The organism is Herbaspirillum frisingense GSF30, assembly GCF_000300975.2.
GTDB lineage: Bacteria > Pseudomonadota > Gammaproteobacteria > Burkholderiales > Burkholderiaceae_D > Herbaspirillum > Herbaspirillum frisingense.
This window is the reverse complement of sequence record NZ_AEEC02000019.1, coordinates 26,370-44,231: the sequence shown is the minus strand read 5'-3', so window position 1 is coordinate 44,231 and position 17,862 is coordinate 26,370. Positions and strand designations below refer to the sequence as shown.

The following is a 17,862-nucleotide window of genomic DNA, read 5'->3' as shown; positions in this document are numbered from 1 at the left end:
CGTTTGCAGCGGGTCCTGCAGACTTCAGGCGTTGCGTGGATTGCGGCCGTGCTTGCGTTGGTACATGGCCTGGTCGGCCGCATGCAGCAGTGCGCTGAAGTCGCACATTTCAGAGGGCGTTACGGTGGCTGCGCCCAGGCTGATCTCGATATCGGTATGCGGCCACTTCACCCGCGCCACCGCCTGCTTGATGCGATCGGCAACCTGCTGTGCGCCGGTCTCGTCGGTATCGGGCAGGATCAGCGAAAACTCGTCGCCACCGTAGCGGGCCAGGAAATCGCTGGCACGCAGCGGTGAACGCAGCACCCTTGCCAGTTGCTGCAGCATGGCATCGCCTGCCGGGTGACCGTAGGTGTCGTTGTACTGCTTGAAATAATCCACGTCCACCATCAGCATCGACAGCGGTCGCGCGTTACGCAGGTGGCGGGTCCATTCTTCGCGCAGGCGCGAATCGAAGCTGCGACGATTGCCGATGCCGGTCAAGGAGTCGGTCATGGTCTGCTGCTCCAGCTTCTGCATGGCGCGATGGCTGTCGAGCAGGGCTTCGAGCTGGCGGCCCAGCTTCAGGAAGGCATCACGTTGCGTAGCGGACAGGGCGCGTGGTTCGCGGTCCATCACGCACAGCGTGCCCATGATGTCGCCATTGCCCGACACCAGCGGCACGGCGGCGTAGAACCGCACCGGTGGGGTGCCATTGGCCAGGGCGCTGACAGCAAAACGTTCGACAGTACGCAGATCGGTGATTTCGGTCACCACGCCCGGCGTGCGGGCCGCCATGTCGCACAAGGAAAAGTCCACTGCATTGCGCAGCACGCCTGTCTGGCCGGGGAAGTGCCACCACTGGTTGCGGCTGTCGCCACGGCCGTTGATCACCGACAGATAGGGTTGTTGCAGGCCGATGTCGGGGTGCAGCTGGCTGAACATGCCCATGGGAGTACCGCACACGCTGGAGGCCAGCGAGATGAAGTCGGAGAGTGCCGGTTCCAGCCAGGCGTCGGCGTCGCTGTCGGTGTGCGCCAGTTCGACGCGGGTGTCGGTCAGTCCGCGCTGGCGGCCTTGGGTACGCTGGAAGAGGGAGCGTTCGGGAGTGTACTGGGCGTGCAAATCTCGAATGTTCATGGCGTGATACTCGTGAGGGTTGGGTTTCGTTTTATTTGATTCACCGTCGGTGCTTCGTGTGAGGCAGTGGGGAGGACGGTGCAGGATGTTCTGGTGGTCTGGTGCGCGGACGGAAATATTTTTCTTCTTCATCAACCGTACATCACCGCACATCATGTTGCCCTGCGACATCAAGGTAGCAGATCACGTCCCGAAGTAAACCGCTTTGGAACATCCGCTTACAATTTATACCTCGTTGTAGCGGAAACGATGCCATTCCGATCACATAAGAACAGCTTCGCTGATCATGCCGACAATTGACGTTTTGCCAGTGTCTTCACGGCGATGCGTAACAATAAATTGCGCCCTCGGAAATGCCCATCGGACAGCGCCACTTTCGCGTGTCAGCGGATTCTTATATTGCTCTGCAATAGAGCGAAAAAAGGCGACATTCAGGCGTCGCCATGAGGCGACAAAATCATGTCGCCACAAGGTGACGATTAATGCTTGCAAAGCTGCTTGGTCCTAAATAAACTCTGCCGTTCCGTAGATCCGATCAACGTTTTTGAAAGCAGAGATGTCGACCCAGCCCAAAGCAGGCGCAGTCCTGTTCGCCAAAGATGTAGCCCGCCTCGCCGCGTTCTATGCGCAGGTGCTGGCGGTGGTTCCCAAGCATGCCCATGCAGAAAAGGTAGTGATCGAGGCCGAGGATTTCCTGTTGGTGATCCATGCCATTCCGCCCGCCGCAGCAGCCACGTTGGAAATCAGCGCGCCACCGGTGTTGCGTGAGAACGTGCCGGTCAAGCTGTTCCTGCCGGTGCGCTCGCTGGCCCAGGCCAGGTTGAGCACGCAACAGCTCGGCGGTGGCATGAAGCCCGCCGACGCCGAATGGAGCGGGCCGGACTTCCGTGCCTGCGATGGCTTCGATCCGGAAGGCAATGTGGTGCAGTTCCGCGAAGTCGCACGCGAGCCGGCGCTGGCCTCCTGAGGACATTGCTGCTGACCTTGCAGAAGAACAATACCGGTCAGCGCACCCCCATCGACAGCACCAAAAAAGAAGCCGTCCGGCAAATACCGGACGGCTTTTTCGTTCCTGCGTTCCAGCACCCACGCAGATCAAGGGAACGCTTCCCCTCGCGTGCTGTGGGCGCTGCCGCGCTTACTGCGCGGCAAGCTTGAAGTAGGTCTCGCGCTGCATGTCCACCACGTCCACCGTGATCTGCACCTGGGTCTGTGCCGGCCAGCTCTGGTCCTTCTGGATGGCCGCGCCCAGCAGGTCGGCGACCTGCTTCTTTTCTTCCAGCGTGCGGCCGGTCAGGATGGACAGGCGCAGTGCCACGAAGGCTCGCTTGGCATCGGCGGCGGTGCCGACGAGGTAGTCATCCAGACGCACGGCGCGCGCCTTGATGGCGTTTTCGTCAAAGTGTCCGCTGGCCACCAGTGCCTGGTTGAGCTTGAGCAGGGTGGGCTGTACGTCGAGGGTGAGATTGCCGGTGTATTCCACAACGAGATGGGGCATGGTGGTTCCAATCCTTGTTAGGTAGATGAGGGGTGTGCGGGCTAAGGCTGCCTGCGACTGTAAGCCAAAACCGCCGACGATGATATTGGTGTAAACGATTAGCTGGCCAGGTAAGCGGAAAGCTTGCCCAGGTCCACATTGCCGCCGCTGATGATCACGCCCACCCGCTTGCCCTGCAACTGGTCCTTTAACTTGCGGGCGGCAGCAAAGCCCAGGCAGCCGGTCGGCTCCACTACCATCTTCATGCGTTCGGCGAAGAAGCGCAGGCCGGCAATCAGTTCTGCGTCGCTGACGGTGTGGATGTCGTCCACCAGCTGGCGGATCACCTCGAAGGTGTACTTGCCCAGGTGCTGGGTCTGCGCACCATCGGCGATGGTCTTCGGGGTATCGATGTGGACCACATGACCGGCGCGCAGCGATTGCTGGCCATCATTGCCGGCCTCCGGTTCCACGCCGTAGATCTTGCAGTCCGGCGCCAGCGCGCGGGCCGCCAGTGCCGCACCCGACAGCAGGCCGCCACCGCCGACACAGACGAACAGCGCATCCAGCGGTCCGGTCTCCTGCAGCAATTCCAGCGTGGCCGTGCCCTGGCCGGCCATCACGTGCGGATGATCGTAGGGCGGGATCAGCGTCATCTTGCGCTCGGCCGCCAGGCGCGCACCGATGGCTTCGCGGTCTTCGGTGTAGCGGTCATAGGTGACCACTTCGGCGCCATAGCCACGGGTGGCGGCGACCTTGGCCGCCGGCGCATCCTGCGGCATCACGATCACTGCGGGGATGCCCAGCAACTGCGCGGCCAGCGCCGTCCCCTGCGCGTGATTGCCGGAAGAGAAGGTGATCACCCCGTGGCGGCGCTGGTCTGCATCGAATTGCGACAGCGCATTCATCGCTCCGCGGAACTTGAAGGCGCCCATGCGCTGGAAGTTTTCGCACTTGAAGAACAGTTGCGCGCCAAGCTCGGCATCGGCGGTACGCGAGCGCAACACCGGCGTCCTGTGCGCCCAGGGCTTGATGCGTTCGGCGGCCAGCAGGACATCGGCGAAGCTGGGCAATTCGGTGGCGCTGGAAACGGGGATCATGATTTTCCTTTGGAGGCAGGGTGGAGTCGGAGGGATTCGATAGCGCAATCAGAAGGAGGAGCCGGCGTCGGTGCGGGGCGGGTCAGTCCTTCTCGTCGTTGTAGACCGTCGCACGTGAGACGCCCAGGTGCGCTGCCACGATCTCGGCCGCCCGGCGCACATCCATGCAGCCGCTCTGGCGCAGCTCGCGCATCAACTGGCGGCGGTCCTCGGCCTTGAGGCTGCGCGGCGTGGTCGACAGGCGCGTCGCAAAATCGTCGATACGACTGCGCAGGGCGTCCGCGCCGGCCGGCTCCAGCGTCTCGGCCACGCGCACCGCGCCATCGATGCCGCCGAACTGGCGCAGCATGCCCTGCAAGGCGCCGAACAGCGTCAGGTCGATGTTCATGCACAGCGCCGCCACGTACTTGCCATCAGCGTCTTTGATACCGATCGACGTGCTCTTGGCCTGGCGCCCGTCGGGCAGGGTGTTGGCGTAGTTGGTCAGCACTTGCGGATAGCTTTCGTCGGCGATGCGTGCCAGGCCCAGTTCGGTGGTGGCGTCGCCCACTTCGCGCCCGGACAGGTTGTTGTGCAAGGCCACGATGGAATGGTCCGCATCGCGCAGGTCGTGCAGCACCACTTCGCAGAAGGGGGCGAAGGTCTCGCCCAGCCCAAGGGCAACCTGCTGCAATTGCGACAGCAGCAGGGCATGGTCGGGACGGTCGGGTTTCTTTTTGCGGGAGCGTGAAGTCATGCAATACATATTATCTAAAATTAGACTTTACGTATACTCCGCCGTAGCTTGCCTTGCGCAGCCCGGGCAGGCGCTTGCTATCATGAGCATCCGTTCATACGAGGTTGGCGATGCTGACGACCTCCCGTTCCGAGAGTCCGGCCCATGCGAGACCTGCCCCCCACCGCCACCTTGCGCGCCTTCGAAGTCGCGACCCGGCACGCCACCTTCACCGCCGCCTCCGAGGAATTGCACGTCACCCAGAGCGCGGTCAGCCACCAGCTGCGGCATCTGGAAGAACTCTGGGGTGTGCAGTTGTTCCAGCGTGGCAAGTCGCTCACGCTGACCCCGGCCGGCGCGGCGCTGGCGCCGGTGGTGCGGGAGTTCTTCATGAAGCTGGAATCCACCCTGGGCGAACTGCGTGAGCAGAATGGACGCGTCAGGCTCAAGGTCAGCACCACCTATTCCTTCGCGCTCAAGTGGCTGTTGCCGCGCCTTCCCGATCTGGCGCAGGACCATCCCGACATCCTGGTCACGCTGGAGACCACCGACGCCGCCATCCGCTTCATGCCCGGCGAGCCGGACGTGGCCATCCGCTTTGGTACCGGACCCTACCCGGGCCTGTTCTCGGAGTTCCTGTTCCGCGAACAGATCTTCCCGGTGGTCAGCCCGGGCTTGCTGCAGCGCCTGGGCAAGCCGCACAAGCCGGCCGACCTGCTGCGCTATCCCCTGCTCACCCGTGCCGGCGCCGACATGGTGCCCAAGTGGGACCTGTGGTTCCAGCAAGCCGGCGTGACGGCACCGGCCTTGCGCGAGAACGTACGGCTGGCCGATACCAACATGACCATCGAAGCAGCCCTGCTGGGCCAGGGCGTGGCCCTGGCCCGCAGCGGCCATGTGGAGCAGGAGCTGGCCAGCGGTAGCCTGGTCAGGCTGTTCACGCTGGCCCTGCCTTCGCCCCTGGCCTACTACTTCGTCTGTCCCCAGGGCGTGGAGGTGCAGCCGCATGTGGCCAGCTTCCGCGCGTGGATGATGGCGCAATCCCTGCAGGCTGCACAAGGCTATGGACCTTGATGGCCGCGTAGCATGAGCAATTGCTCATGCCGGGATGAGGAGACTTCGCTTGGGTCCGCGCCCGGTCGTGCTTACCATGGCGCATGTCCCTGCCTATCGTATTGCTCATCCTCCTCGCCGCCTTCCTGCATGCCGCCTGGAACGCCTTGCTGCGTGCCGGCGGCGACCGCCTCTGGTCGATGACCGTGATGTGCATGGCAGTGGCGCTGGCCAGCCTCGCTGCCATGCCCTTCCTGGCTTCGCCGCTAGCGGCCAGCTGGCCCTATGCAGCCGGCTCGGCGCTGCTGCATGTGGGCTACAACCTGTTCCTGGTGCGCAGCTACCGGGCCGGTGAGCTGGGCCAGACCTACCCGATCGCACGCGGATGTTCGCCGGTGCTGGTGACCCTGGGTGCCGCTATCTTCGCAGGTGAACAGATGAGCGCGGTCGTTCTGCTGGGTATCGTACTGGTGTCGGGTGGCATCGTAGCCCTGGCGTTTCGCCGAGGCGGGCTGGCGCTGCCGGGCCTGCCTTATGCGCTGGCGACCGGTTGTTTCATTGCTGCCTACAGCGTGGTCGATGGCATCGGCGTGCGTCTTTCGGGGGCGCCGCTGGCCTATACCGCGTGGATGTCAGCGGGCTGGGGACTGCTCATGCCGCTGGTCTACCTCGCGCTGCGCCGCCCACGCGGCCTGCGTGTGATCTTCATGTTGCAGCCGGGATTCGCTCGCGCCTTTGCCGGTGGACTGGTCTCGCTGCTGGCCTACGGCATCGTCATCTACGCCATGGACCTGGCACCGATGGGCGCGGTCTCGGCACTGCGCGAGACCAGCGTGCTGTTCGCGGCGCTGATCGGCTACCTGTTCCTGGGTGAATCCCTGGGCCTGGCGCGCCTGCTGGCGTGCGCCGCCATCGCTGCCGGCACGGTCCTGATCGGCTGAAGCCGACATGTGCCTCAGGCACTGCCAGACAGGTTTCCCGTTTTACCCTTTCGGAGAACGACCATGTCCGTCCCTTCCTCATCCCCTCTGATCCTCATCACCGGCGGCAGCCGTGGCATGGGCGCCGCCACGGCCCGGCTGGCGGCTGCACGCGGCTACGATGTCGCGCTGAGCTACCTCGCCAACGAGCAGGCGGCGCAATCCGTCGCAGACGACGTGCGCAGGCTGGGCCAGCGCGCCCTGGCGATGCAGGCCGACAGCGCTGATCCGGAGCAGGTGGCCAGGCTCTTCGCCGCCATCGATGACAGCTTCGGACGCATCGATGTGCTGGTCAACAACGCAGCGATGCTGGACCGCCAGTCACGGCTGGAAGACCTGGGCTACGCGCGCATGCAGCGTGTCTTCGCGGTCAACGCCATCGGTCCCATGCTGTGCGCCCAGCAGGCGCTGCGGCGCATGGCCTATCGCTACCAGGGACGCGGCGGCGCGGTGGTCAATATTTCCTCGGCCTCTGCCCGGCTCGGCAGCCCCAATGAATATGTCGACTACGCTGCGTCCAAGGGCGCGCTGGAGACCTTCACCACCGGCTTCGCCAAGGAAGTGGCTCGCGAAGGCATCCGCGTGAACTGTGTCCGGCCGGGACACATCTATACCGAGATGCATGCCAGTGGCGGCGAGCCGGATCGGGTCAACCGGGTCAGGGAAAGTATCCCGATGGGCCGGGGCGGCCAGCCCGAAGAGGTGGCGCGCGCCGTGCTGTGGCTGGCCAGCGAAGAAGCATCGTTCATCACCGGCACCTTTCTTGATGTCACCGGCGGCAAGTGAGCCGCCGGCCACTGCCTCAGGCATAGACCGCGCCGAACCGGTTGGCCAGTAGATCCGGCAGGGCGATCTGCTCCTGCCGGATGAAGCCCCGGGCCGGCAGCCTGCCTTCGCGGAACAGGTCCAGCGCCGCACAGACACCGGCTGCGGTGCTGGCCTGGATGGCGCTCTGCCAGCGGCCATCGGACTGCCGCGCAAAGATCTTGCGGGTGAAGACCTCTTGCATCAGCTTGCCATCGCGCAGCCCGCTCACGGTGACGAACACCAGTACCACGTCCTGCATGGTGGCCGGCACGCTCTTGCGCAGGATGTCCTTGAGCAAGGCCTGGTCATGGCGCAGGCCAAGATCGCCCAGCAGGAATTTCATGCGCTGCTGGTGACCGGGATAGCGTACCGACTTGTAGTCCAGATTGCGCACCTTGCCGGCCAGCGTCTCGCACAGGCTGCCCAGGCCGCCGGAAGTATTGAAGGCTTCGTACTCCACACCGTCCAGTGAAAAATGTTCGAGGTCGGCCAGGGCGTCGACGCTGACCCGCTCGCCATCGCGCAGCGCCGCGCAAGGATGGCAGTATTCGTTGATGAGACCGTCCACGCTCCAGGTCAGGTTGTACTTCAATTCATTGGTGGGGAACTGCGGCAGGGCGCCCACCCGCATCTTGATGTCGTGTACCTCGTCGAAACCGGCCGCCAGGTGATGCGCGGCGATGCCGATGAAGCCCGGCGCCAGTCCGCATTGCGGCATGAAGACGGTGGGGGCATCCGTCGCCAGCGCTGCAATCGCTGCGGTCGCCTGCACATCTTCGGTCAGGTCGAAATAGTGGGTGCCGGTCTGGCGCGCCACCGTCGCCACCGGCACCGCCATGTGATAGGGCAGGGCATTGATGACCACATCGGCCTGACGCAGCAGTGCAGCCAGTGCCTGTGGGTCGGTGGAATCGACTACCGTCTTTTCGACATTCAGGCCTGAGACCGCCTGCAAGGCGTGGGCGTCGCGGTCGGCGATGGTGACGCTGTAGTCGTGGGTGTGGTGACCAGTGCGACCATCACCGGCAGTGGCCAGCAGGCGGGCGATGGTCTGGCCGATGTGGCCGGAGCCGAGGAGGACGGTACGCATGATGACTCTCCAGAATGAAGGTGAACGGATGATTCATTCTAGGTAGCCGTCACGACAGAATACATTGGCAGATCGTCAGAAAGCAGCAAGTTTGCAGACGATATGTAGCGTCAATTAGTCACTATGTAGCGTCAGCGGGTCTTGGCCACATCGCCCCGGTCGATCTTGCGCGCCAGCACCACCGAGGTCGTGGTCTTGATGACGCCTTCCATCTCGCCGATCTGGTCAAGGATCTTGTCCAGTTGTTCGGGAGTGCTCACGCGCAGCCAGGCGACGTAATCGAACTCGCCGCTGACGGCACACAATTGCTGGACCTCGGCGATGCGCCCGAAGCGGCGGACCACATCGCGCCCGGCGCGCGGCTGCACCGTGACGCCCACATAGGCCTGCAGACTGGGATCGACCACGTCGTTCCCGAGCTTGAGGGTATAGCCGCCGATCACGCCGGCCTGCTCCAGCCGGGCGATGCGTGCAATCACGGTGGTGCGCGCCACGCCCAGACGGCGGGCAATCTCGGCCACCGGTTCCCGGGCATTCAGTTGCAGGATGGAGAGCAGTTGCCGGTCGATGTTGTCGAGGTGGTCCAGCCTGATCATTTCCGGTTCTCCTGTCCTGTTGATGGATACGACACAATGACGAAATGGCGCTACAGAGCGTCAGTGTAGTCCAGGATGAGATGGGTGAGGAGCCGGCCCACATACCTGCCATGGTCGCTGTCATGGTGCCGACATGCCGAGGTGTTAATCTACGCAGCCTGCCACCCACTGCAACCGGGCCGCCGCGGCCCTACTGCCGGGAATGACATCGATGCGACCATTCTCTTGCCTGCTCCTGATCTGCCCTCTCATGCTCCTGTGCAGCCCGTCCGCCACCGCAGCCGCCGATCCCCACAAGCTGTGGGAAATCACCAGCCAGCAATGTGTGCCATCCATGCAGGGGCGGGAACAGCCGCAGCCCTGCGCCATGGTGGACCTGCAACGCGGCTTCGTGATCCTCAAGGATCTGGTGGGTCCGGCCCAGTACCTGCTGATGCCGACCCGGCGCCTGACCGGTATCGAAAGTCCGGAACTGTTAAGGGAGGATGCGCCCCGCTACTGGGCCTATGCCTGGGAACAGCGGTGGCGCGTGGCGCAGAAGCTGGGGCGCCCGCTGGAAGATGAGCAATTGGGCGTGGAAATCAACTCCGCCGCCGCGCGTTCGCAATTGCACCTGCATCTGCACATGGACTGCATGCGGCGCGACGTTGCCGTCAGCCTGGCCGGGCATCGCGACGATCCGTTGAAGCAGTGGCTGCCCTGGCATTTCGAGGGCCATCGTTATTGGGTCATGCGTCTGCCTGCCGATGCGCTGCAGCAGGATGATCCCTTCCGGCTGGCCGCCGCCGGCAGCGCCTATGCAGCCGCCAACATGGCCTCGCAGTCCTTGCTGCTGACCGGGGCGCGCCTGGCCGACGGCAGTGCCGGCTTCTTCCTGGTCAACATGCCGGTCAACTTCGACCTGCAGGAACCGGGCAGCGCCGAAGTCCTGATGGACCACGACTGCCGCTGGTAGCGGAGCAGATCACTCCCCCAGCCCTCAGTTCCTCAGTTCCTCAGTCGGACAGCTCCTGTACCAGCGTATCGAACACCAGGCGCAGCCGTGGCGGCACCGGGCCGCGCTGCGGGCGGTACAGATAGGTATCCCAGGGTTCCGGTTCATGTTCCCCCAGTACCGGCACCAGGCGTCCGGCGGCGATATCGTCATCGCACAGGAAGCCAGCAATCTGACCGATGGCCATGCCATCCCTGACCAGCAGGTATTCCGCTTCCGAGTCATCGCAGACGAAGCGCGCATGGTCGGCGTTCATCTGGCGATCCCCGGCAAACATCCATGGCCACAGCCGGCCGGTGTCGCGATCGAGAATGCCGGTACAGGGCAGGGCGGGCAGGTCTTCCAGCCCGGCGGGGGTGCCGTGGCGGCGCAGGAAGCGCGGGGTGGCCACGACATGAAAGCGGGTCTTGCCCAGCCGGCGCACCACGAAGCGGTTGTCGCGCAACGCCCCCACGCGTATGCCGATGTCGATCTTTTCTCCGACCACGTCGGCGCGCTGGTCGGTCAGGCGCAGGTCGAAGCGCAGGCCGGGATGGGCGTTGGCCAGCCTTTCCACGATGGGCAACAGGCGACTGCGCCCCAGTGCCGAGGGTGCGGCCAGTCGCACCACGCCACTCATGTCGTCCGGCGGGCTGGCCGGATCCGGGGCGAACAGGCCATCAAGCTGCTGCAGGCTGGTGCGGGCGCGTTCGGCCAGTTGTTCGCCGAAGCTGGTGATGCGCACCTGGCGGGTGTTGCGGTGGAACAGCATCTCGCCTTGCAGCCGCTCCAGCTCCTGGATCGCGCGGGTGACCGCCTGCGGCGAAATGCCGAGATGGATGGCGGCATCCTTGAAGCTGCCGGCGTCGGCGGCTGCACAGAAGATACGCAGCATCTCCAGTCGGTTGAGCATGATGATTCCTTGAATTGGAATTCTGTAATCTTATCATTTCCATTGTTTGGCATAGTCGCCGTGACCATAATCCTTCCATCGATATGCAGTAACCGCAGCAACCACAGCATCCGCAGCACCGACAGCATCAGCAACACACATAGGCAGGCATTCACACTATCCATGGAAAGGGATTCATCATGAGCAACAACATCAAGAACAAGGTCATCGTCATCACCGGCGCCAGCAGTGGATTGGGCGAAACCACGGCGCGCCATCTGGCCTCCCTGGGCGCACGGCTGGTACTGGGCGCGCGTCGCACCGAGCGCCTGCAGAAATTGGTGGCCGACATCACCGCCGCCGGTGGCGAGGCCATTGCGGTGACCACCGACGTCGCCCGCCGCGCCGATGTGGAAGCGCTGGTGGCGCAGGGCGTGCAGCACTTCGGCCGCATCGATGTGCTGGTCAACAATGCCGGCATCATGCCGCTGGCACCCATTGCCAAGCTCAAGGTCGAGGAATGGGACCGCATGATCGACGTCAACATCAAGGGTGTGCTCTACGGCGTGGCCGCTGCACTGCCGCGTTTCTCCGCCCAGGGCTCGGGTCACATCATCAATGTGGCCTCGGTGGCCGGGATCAAGGTCTTCGCCGGTATGGGAACCGTGTATAGCGCCACCAAATTTGCCGTGCGTGCACTTTCCGAGGGCCTGCGTACCGAAGCACCGGAGGGCGTGCGCACCACCATCATTTCCCCGGGGGCGGTGGATTCCGAACTGAAGACGCATAGCAGCGACCAGGAAACCTCGGCCGCCGTGCAAGCCTGGTACGAAGCCAACCAGATTCCCGCCGATTCGGTGGCCCGTGCCATCGCCTATGCCATCGAGCAGCCGGAGAATGTGGACATCAGTGAAGTGGTGCTGCGTCCGGTGGCCCAGGAATTCTAAGTTTTCCACAGGCCTCAGGCGATCCGCTGCCATAGAAGGCGCCGGGACGGCAGACATGCCGCCCGGCGCCTTTTGTCGTCCTGACATTGTCGCCACGGCAAGGAAATGCGCACGGCATGTTGCTTGCTTCAAACGCTGCCGGACATCCGTGCAGACAAGCACGGTGCTTTTCTATATGATTGCCGGCCGAAAAAACAAGGAGTGATCGATGGCGATGGCGAACGCGTGCGGTGTGGATTTCGGCACCTCCAATTCCACCGTCGGCTGGCTGCGCCCGGATGCCGGGGATTCCCTGCTGCTGCCGCTGGAAGAAGGCCGTGCGACGCTGCCATCGGTCGTGTTCTTCAACGCCGACGAGAACAGCTTCAGCTATGGTCGCGCCGGACTGGGTGAATACCTGGCGGGCTATGAAGGCCGCCTGATGCGCTCGCTCAAGAGCCTGCTGGGCTCCGGTGCCATTGATGGTCAGACCGAGGTCGGCGGCCGGGCGCTGCCGTATCGCGGCCTGCTGTCGCAGTTCATCGGTGAATTGAAGCAGCGCGCCCAGCGGGCCGCCGGCACCTCGTTCTCCAGCGTGGTGCTGGGTCGTCCGGTGCATTTCGTGGACGACGATGCGGCTGCCGACCAGCTGGCGCAGGATACGCTGGAAGAGATCGCGCGTGACGTCGGTTTCAAGGACATCGCCTTCCAGTTCGAACCGATCGCCGCCGCCTTCGACTACGAGTCGCGCATCGACCGGGAAGAGCTGGTCCTGATCGTCGACATCGGCGGGGGTACCTCCGACTTTTCGCTGGTACGCCTGTCGCCGCAGCGGGCGCAGCGCAGCGAGCGCCGTGATGACATCCTGGCCAATGGCGGCGTGCACATCGGCGGCACCGACTTCGACAAGTATTTCAGCCTGGCCTGCGTCATGCCGCTGCTCGGCCTGGGCGGCCGCCTGCAGGGCAATGCCGAGATCCCCTCCAGCTATTACTTCAACCTGGCCACCTGGCACACCATCAACCAGCTCTACACCCGCAAGGCCTGGCAGCAATTGCAGGACGTGGGGCGCGAGGTGGCCGACCGCGAGCGCTTCTCCCGCCTGCTCGATGTGGTGGAGCAGCGCTGCGGCCACTGGCTGGCCCTGCAGGTGGAAGCCGGCAAGATCGCGCTGTCCTCGGCGGAGCAGACCGTGCTGGACCTGGAGCGCCTGCGCAATCCAGAGCAGCTGCAATTGCAGCGCAGCGATTTCGATGCCGCCGTCGACCACCTGGTGCAGACGGTGGAGCAGACCGTGCTGGCGCTCTTGAAGCAGGCCGGCCTGCGCGCCGACGATATCGACAGCGTGTTCTTCACCGGTGGCTCCAGCGGCGTGCGCCTGCTGCGCGAACGCATCGCGGCACTGGCGCCCAAGGCACGCCATGTGGAAGGTGACCTGTTCGGCAGCATCGGCAGTGGCCTGGCCATCGACGCGGCGCGCAAGTTTGGTTGAACTGCGGCCTTTCGTGTCGCGATAGCTGCTATACAATGCGGCGATCCTGATAGCACCGCAGCGGGCCCGGCCCGCGCCACCATGAGACCTTCTTCCGAATCCTTCGTGCGCCGGGTGCGCAGCAAGCTGGACGAGTTGTCGAGCACCGAGCGCCTGCTGGCGGACTTCCTGCTGGAATTCCCGGGTGAACTGGCCAGCTACGCCGGCAACGAGCTGGCGCAGCTGGCCGGCGTGTCGCCCTCCACGGTGAGCCGGTTCATCCGTCGTATCGGCTATGACAGCTACGAAGAAGCCCGCCGTCACGTGCGCGAAGAGCAGGAAGTCGGCTCGCCCCTGTTCCACGGCAGCAGTGCCGGTGCGGCACGCCAGGTGCGCTCGGTGACGGCGCACTTCCAGCAGTCGCAGGCCAATCTGGCAGCCACCTTCGAGCGCCTGTCCGACGCCACCATGGCCGAGATCGCCCGCGCCATCGTCGGCGCCCCGCAGGTGCTGATCTTCGGCAGCCGCAGCAGCCAGGCCTTTGCGCTGTACCTGCGCTGGCAGATCATCCAGGTGCTGCCGCGGGTGACGGTCATCCCCGGTCCCGGCGAGACCCTGGCCGAATACACCGCCGGCCTGTCCGAGCGCGATTGCGTCATCGTCTTCGGTACCCGTCGGCAGACCAGCCAGATGGACCGCCTGCTGCAGGCGGCCGTGCGCGCCGCTGCCCCTATCCTCTACATCAGCGACCATGCCTCGCCGGATTGCACCCAGGCCCGCTGGTCGCTGCAGGCCCAGTGTCGCGGTCCCGGCCCGCTGGACAACCATGTCGGCGTGATGGCCTTGTGCGACCTGCTGGCCACCCTGGTCATCGACGCCAGCGGTGCCGCCGGGCGCAAGCGGCTGGCGGCGGTGGAGCAGGAGCATGAGGAGCTGGGGGATTTCGAGTAATCCCCGGCTTGCCGGTTCGAAATAGTGATTTCAGGGAATCCACCGGCTTGACTCCCTGTTTTCATGCGGGTGCCGCACTGGTACGGTGCGCGGTGACTGTCGCGCCGCCTGTCGCTGCCCCGGCGGGGCGCACCCGATGGCACACCTGAAAGGGTGCCGCCAACGGGCGGCCTGGCTTCCTATCTCTTCCGACATCCCCACTCCTGGCGGCTTTGTCGGCTACGCCGATGTTCCTGAAAGCTGGATTTCATACATTCAGCATTGCTGGCATGCAGATTGCTAATAGCCTGGCGTGAGTGAAATTTAAATTTCATAAAATACTATTTATTGAAATCAAACTTCCATTTGCGGGCATGCTGGACTACAGTATCCAAACGGTGACATGCAGTACCCGTGGTTCCACAGCCTTGATTCGACCGCAGACCGAGCAGCATTCATTTGCCATCCCTACGCACGAGGAGCAGACCATGGCTGGACCCACACTTTCGTCGCCGGACATCCCGAATTCGCCGCGCGTAGCCGAGCTGGACGGCGCGCTGGACAAGATCGGCGTGACCCGTTCGCACCACACCATCATCTTCCTGATCCTGATTGGTTGCCTGTTCGACAGTTTCGAACAGAACGCCATCGGCCTGGTCGGTCCCCTGCTCAAGCAGCAGTGGGGGCTGTCCGCCACCGATATCGGCCTGCTCAATACCATCACCTTCGCCAGCGCGGCCATCGGTCGCATCGTCTCCGGGCTGGTGGCGGACCGCTATGGCCGTCGTGTCATGCTGAGCCTGGATCTGCTGCTGTTCACGCTGGGTGCGGGCATCTGTGCGCTGGCACCGGACCTGACGGTCATGGCCATCGGTCGCGCCATCGTCGGCTTTGGCCTGGGCGGGGAGATCGCCATTGCGGTCACCATGCTGGCCGAGTTCTGCTCCAGCAAGTTCCGTGGTACGGCGGTGGGGCTGGTCAACGTCGGTGCCGGCGGCATGGGCAACTTCCTGGCGCCGGCCTTCGGCTTGCTGGTCTTCACCCTGTTCCCGGGCGAGAACAGCTGGCGCTGGCTGTTCTTCTGCCTGATGCTGCCGGCCCTGCTGGGGGCCTTCTACCGTCGTTACATCCCGGAGACCCCGCGCTTCCTGCTGTCGCGCCACAAGATCGCCGAGGCCAATCAGGTGCTGGCGCGCCTGGCCAGCGGCAAGCTGTCCGGCCCGGCGCCGCAGGGCCAGGCCTGGATCAGCGATGATGGCAAGCGCGAGCAGGCGGCACCGGTGAAGGTACGCTCGATGGAAATCTTCCAGGGGGCGCTGGCCCGCCGCACGCTGCCACTGTGCATTGCCATCTGGATGACCTATGGCGCGCAGATCTCGGTGTTGACGCTCATGCCGACCATCCTGGTGAGCCTGGGTTACACCATGTCCAAGAGCCTGTTGTTTACCATGGTGATGCAGAGCGGCAGCCTGCTGGGTGCAATTGCGGCCTCGGCCTTCGGCTTCCACCTGCCGCGCAAGCGCGTGCTGACGGCAGGCGCCATCGGCGCCTGCCTGGCGGCGCTGACCATCGGTTTCCTGGCCAAGAACATCGTGCTGATCCTGGCGGCCGGTGCGGTATTCCAGTTCTTCGTGCTGCTGCTCAACACCACCATCTGGATCTTTGCGCCGGAACTCTATCCCACCCGGGTGCGCGCCTTCGGCACCGCCTTCATCCTGGCCACCGGCACCGCTGCCGGCGCCTTCATGCCGCTGGTGGCCGGACGCCTGTTCGACGCCTTCGGCCTGGCCGGCGTGTTCGGCATGATCGCGGCCATGTATGGCATCTTCACGCTGGCCGTGCGCACCGTTCCTGAAACCTATGGCAAGTCGCCCGATGCGCCGCTGCAGGACGACGCCCCCGAAGCGCCGGTGCAGGCGGTGGCCGCGCGTAGCTGATGCATTTTCTGTCGAGACTGGCATGCCGCATATCCTGCTGATCAACCCCAACGCTTCCCGTGCCACCACCGACATGATGGTGGCCATCGCCCGCGCCGAGCTGCCGGCCGCTTATGGCATCAGTGGCGTCAGTGCCGGGCAGGGGCCGGGGATGATCGTCAATGCCGACGAGCTGGCGGCGGCTGCGCCCGAGGTGGAACGCAACTGGCGCGAGGCCGGTCGGCATAGCGTGGGCGCGATCATCAGCGCCTTCGGTGATCCGGGTATCGAACGCCTGCGCGCGCTGGATGGACGCCCGGTGGCAGGCCTGTGCGAAGCCTCGATGCTGGAGGCCGCCCAGGGCGGTCGCCGTTTCGGCATCGCCACCGTCACGCCGGAACTGGCCGGGGTGATCGGCGAGAAGGCGGTGCAGGCCGGGGTAGGTGGACTCTATACCGGTATCCGCCTGACGGCGGGCGATCCGCGTGTGCTGGCGACCGATCCGCAGGCACTGGAAGAGGCCCTGGCCCAGGCCGTGCGCGAATGCGTGGAGATCGATGGCGCGCAGGCCGTGGTGATCGGTGGCGGCCCGCTGGGCCAGGCGGCCATTGCCCTGGCACGGCGATTCACGGTGCCGGTGATCGCACCGATCCCGGCGGCGGTGCGTCATCTGCTGAAGTCCTTGCAGGCGCTGGAGGCGGCTGCCTGACTATTGCCTGAGTATTCCTGAGTATTGCCTGACAGCCCCCGATCGCCGCAGCGCTCACAGCATCGCCAGCGGCACCTTGCGGCGGGGCGGCGGAAAGGCGGCGTCCAGTTCCTTGAGGTCGGTCTCGTCCAGGGCCAGCGCCAGGCAGGCGCGGTTGGCCTCGACGTGGGCGACGTCGGCCGCCTTGGGAATGGCGATCACGCCCGGTTGTCGCACTACCCAGGCCAGCGCCACCTGTGCCGGTGTCGCGCCGTGACGTTGCGCTACGGCGTGCAAGGCCGGGTTCTTCAGGATGCGGCCCTGTTCGATGGGCGAATAGGCCATGACGGCCATCCCGCTTTCCTGCGCCTGCGGCAGCAGGTCGTATTCGATGCCGCGACGGGACAGGTTGTAGAGCACCTGGTTGCACAGGGTGTGCTCGCCCTCCGGTTGCTCCAGCAATTCCGCGATGTCGTCGCTATCCAGGTTGCTCACCCCCCAGCCACCGATCTTGCCTTGCGCCACCAGGGCCTGCATGCCTTCGATGGTGGCGGCCAGTGGATGGGAGCCGCGCCAATGCAGCAGGTAGAGATCGATATGCCCGGTGCCCAGGCGCTTGAGGCTGGCTTCGCAGGCGGCGATGGTGCCGCGCTTGCTGGCGTTGTGCGGCAAGACCTTGCTGACCAGATAGACCTGTTCGCGCCGGCCGGCGATGGCCTGCGCCACGATGCGCTCGGCATTGCCGTCGGCGTACATCTCGGCCGTATCGATCAGGGTCAGGCCCAAGTCGATGCCGGCCTGCAGGGCGCGTACCTCGGTGGCGGCAGCGGCGCGGGATTCGCCCATGTTCCAGGTACCTTGTCCGAGAACGGGGACCTGCGCGCCATTGCGCAGCGTGATCAGCGGGATGGGCTTCATCTGTGGCTCCAGCAAGAGGGGTGGAAAGAATGAATGGGAAAACATTAGAACCCATTTTCGCCATCGGTTCATCGCGCCGTGCCAATGGGGCTCATCCATGCCCGGCCGAGAGCTACTGATGCTGCCAGGCAATATCGCCGCATTGCGCCGATTGTGGCGGCGTCCAACTACTGGCATGATCGCAGCCAATCAAAAAGGGAATCCGGGGGAA

Annotated in this window: 19 protein-coding genes; 10 read left to right on the top strand and 9 right to left on the bottom strand. The window is 64.5% G+C overall.

Going from position 1 to position 17,862, the window contains the following annotated elements:
* Positions 1 to 24: 24 nt before the first annotated feature.
* Both HFRIS_RS14230 and HFRIS_RS25265 read right to left on the bottom strand, forming a co-directional pair.
* Positions 25 to 1,119: a GGDEF domain-containing protein gene (locus HFRIS_RS14230; RefSeq protein WP_241813608.1), complete on the bottom strand. Its 1,095-nt coding sequence runs from the start codon at positions 1,117 to 1,119 to the stop codon at positions 25 to 27.
* A gap of 261 nt (positions 1,120 to 1,380) precedes the next feature.
* A complete protein-coding gene (locus HFRIS_RS25265) occupies positions 1,381 to 1,611 on the bottom strand; it encodes a hypothetical protein (protein ID WP_139347098.1) in 231 nt (76 codons plus the stop codon).
* Positions 1,612 to 1,675: 64 nt separating this feature from the next.
* Between HFRIS_RS25265 and HFRIS_RS14225 the strand changes: the two genes are divergently transcribed.
* Positions 1,676 to 2,086: a VOC family protein gene (locus HFRIS_RS14225; protein WP_006464087.1), complete on the top strand. Its 411-nt coding sequence runs from the start codon at positions 1,676 to 1,678 to the stop codon at positions 2,084 to 2,086.
* A gap of 171 nt (positions 2,087 to 2,257) precedes the next feature.
* Here the strand turns inward: HFRIS_RS14225 and HFRIS_RS14220 are convergent, their stop codons facing one another.
* From HFRIS_RS14220 to HFRIS_RS14210, 3 genes are all read right to left on the bottom strand, one after another.
* Complete coding sequence (locus tag HFRIS_RS14220; protein ID WP_006464086.1) at positions 2,258 to 2,617, bottom strand: 5-carboxymethyl-2-hydroxymuconate Delta-isomerase; 360 nt, start codon at positions 2,615 to 2,617, stop codon at positions 2,258 to 2,260.
* Between the two features lie 98 nt (positions 2,618 to 2,715).
* Positions 2,716 to 3,696 (bottom strand): threo-3-hydroxy-L-aspartate ammonia-lyase, encoded by a 981-nt coding sequence (locus HFRIS_RS14215; RefSeq protein ID WP_006464085.1) that lies wholly within the window; start codon positions 3,694 to 3,696, stop codon positions 2,716 to 2,718.
* 82 nt (positions 3,697 to 3,778) lie between these two features.
* A complete protein-coding gene (locus HFRIS_RS14210; protein ID WP_039875813.1) occupies positions 3,779 to 4,441 on the bottom strand; it encodes a helix-turn-helix transcriptional regulator in 663 nt (220 codons plus the stop codon).
* 135 nt (positions 4,442 to 4,576) lie between these two features.
* Between HFRIS_RS14210 and gcvA the strand changes: the two genes are divergently transcribed.
* The 3 genes from gcvA to HFRIS_RS14195 all read left to right on the top strand — a co-directional run bounded on the left by gcvA (position 4,577) and on the right by HFRIS_RS14195 (position 7,230).
* The gene (gene gcvA / locus HFRIS_RS14205; protein WP_006464083.1) at positions 4,577 to 5,485 is read left to right on the top strand and encodes a transcriptional regulator GcvA; all 909 of its coding nucleotides are present in this window, start codon (positions 4,577 to 4,579) and stop codon (positions 5,483 to 5,485) included.
* Positions 5,486 to 5,568: 83 nt separating this feature from the next.
* Positions 5,569 to 6,405 carry a DMT family transporter gene (locus HFRIS_RS14200; protein WP_006464082.1) on the top strand — a complete coding sequence of 279 codons (837 nt, stop codon included), beginning with the start codon at positions 5,569 to 5,571 and terminating at the stop codon, positions 6,403 to 6,405.
* A 63-nt stretch (positions 6,406 to 6,468) separates the two neighbouring features.
* Entirely contained in the window at positions 6,469 to 7,230 is a 762-nt protein-coding gene (locus HFRIS_RS14195) for a glucose 1-dehydrogenase (RefSeq protein WP_006464081.1), read from the top strand.
* Between the two features lie 16 nt (positions 7,231 to 7,246).
* Here the strand turns inward: HFRIS_RS14195 and HFRIS_RS14190 are convergent, their stop codons facing one another.
* Together HFRIS_RS14190 and HFRIS_RS14185 are read right to left on the bottom strand one after the other, a co-directional pair.
* Positions 7,247 to 8,341, bottom strand: a complete 1,095-nt coding sequence (locus HFRIS_RS14190; RefSeq protein WP_006464080.1) for a saccharopine dehydrogenase family protein — start codon at positions 8,339 to 8,341, stop codon at positions 7,247 to 7,249.
* A gap of 131 nt (positions 8,342 to 8,472) precedes the next feature.
* Complete coding sequence (locus HFRIS_RS14185) at positions 8,473 to 8,937, bottom strand: Lrp/AsnC family transcriptional regulator (protein ID WP_006464079.1); 465 nt, start codon at positions 8,935 to 8,937, stop codon at positions 8,473 to 8,475.
* Between the two features lie 250 nt (positions 8,938 to 9,187).
* Here HFRIS_RS14185 and HFRIS_RS14180 point away from each other — a divergent pair, with 250 nt between their 5' ends.
* Positions 9,188 to 9,892, top strand: coding sequence for a CDP-diacylglycerol diphosphatase (locus tag HFRIS_RS14180; RefSeq protein WP_006464078.1), 705 nt, complete (start codon positions 9,188 to 9,190; stop codon positions 9,890 to 9,892).
* A 40-nt stretch (positions 9,893 to 9,932) separates the two neighbouring features.
* Here the strand turns inward: HFRIS_RS14180 and HFRIS_RS14175 are convergent, their stop codons facing one another.
* Positions 9,933 to 10,823 (bottom strand): LysR family transcriptional regulator, encoded by an 891-nt coding sequence (locus HFRIS_RS14175; protein WP_006464077.1) that lies wholly within the window; start codon positions 10,821 to 10,823, stop codon positions 9,933 to 9,935.
* Positions 10,824 to 11,002: 179 nt separating this feature from the next.
* Here HFRIS_RS14175 and HFRIS_RS14170 point away from each other — a divergent pair, with 179 nt between their 5' ends.
* The 5 genes from HFRIS_RS14170 to HFRIS_RS14150 all read left to right on the top strand — a co-directional run bounded on the left by HFRIS_RS14170 (position 11,003) and on the right by HFRIS_RS14150 (position 16,754).
* Complete coding sequence (locus HFRIS_RS14170) at positions 11,003 to 11,749, top strand: SDR family oxidoreductase (RefSeq protein ID WP_006464076.1); 747 nt, start codon at positions 11,003 to 11,005, stop codon at positions 11,747 to 11,749.
* A gap of 214 nt (positions 11,750 to 11,963) precedes the next feature.
* Positions 11,964 to 13,220: an Hsp70 family protein gene (locus HFRIS_RS14165; RefSeq protein ID WP_039875855.1), complete on the top strand. Its 1,257-nt coding sequence runs from the start codon at positions 11,964 to 11,966 to the stop codon at positions 13,218 to 13,220.
* 81 nt (positions 13,221 to 13,301) lie between these two features.
* Positions 13,302 to 14,150 carry a MurR/RpiR family transcriptional regulator gene (locus HFRIS_RS14160; protein WP_039875801.1) on the top strand — a complete coding sequence of 283 codons (849 nt, stop codon included), beginning with the start codon at positions 13,302 to 13,304 and terminating at the stop codon, positions 14,148 to 14,150.
* 467 nt (positions 14,151 to 14,617) lie between these two features.
* A complete protein-coding gene (locus HFRIS_RS14155) occupies positions 14,618 to 16,066 on the top strand; it encodes an MFS transporter (protein WP_006464073.1) in 1,449 nt (482 codons plus the stop codon).
* A gap of 22 nt (positions 16,067 to 16,088) precedes the next feature.
* Positions 16,089 to 16,754: an aspartate/glutamate racemase family protein gene (locus HFRIS_RS14150; RefSeq protein ID WP_006464072.1), complete on the top strand. Its 666-nt coding sequence runs from the start codon at positions 16,089 to 16,091 to the stop codon at positions 16,752 to 16,754.
* Between the two features lie 54 nt (positions 16,755 to 16,808).
* On the opposite strand, the gene HFRIS_RS14145 is transcribed toward HFRIS_RS14150, so the two are convergent.
* Entirely contained in the window at positions 16,809 to 17,651 is an 843-nt protein-coding gene (locus HFRIS_RS14145) for an aldo/keto reductase (RefSeq protein WP_006464071.1), read from the bottom strand.
* Between the last annotated feature and the right edge of the window lie 211 nt (positions 17,652 to 17,862).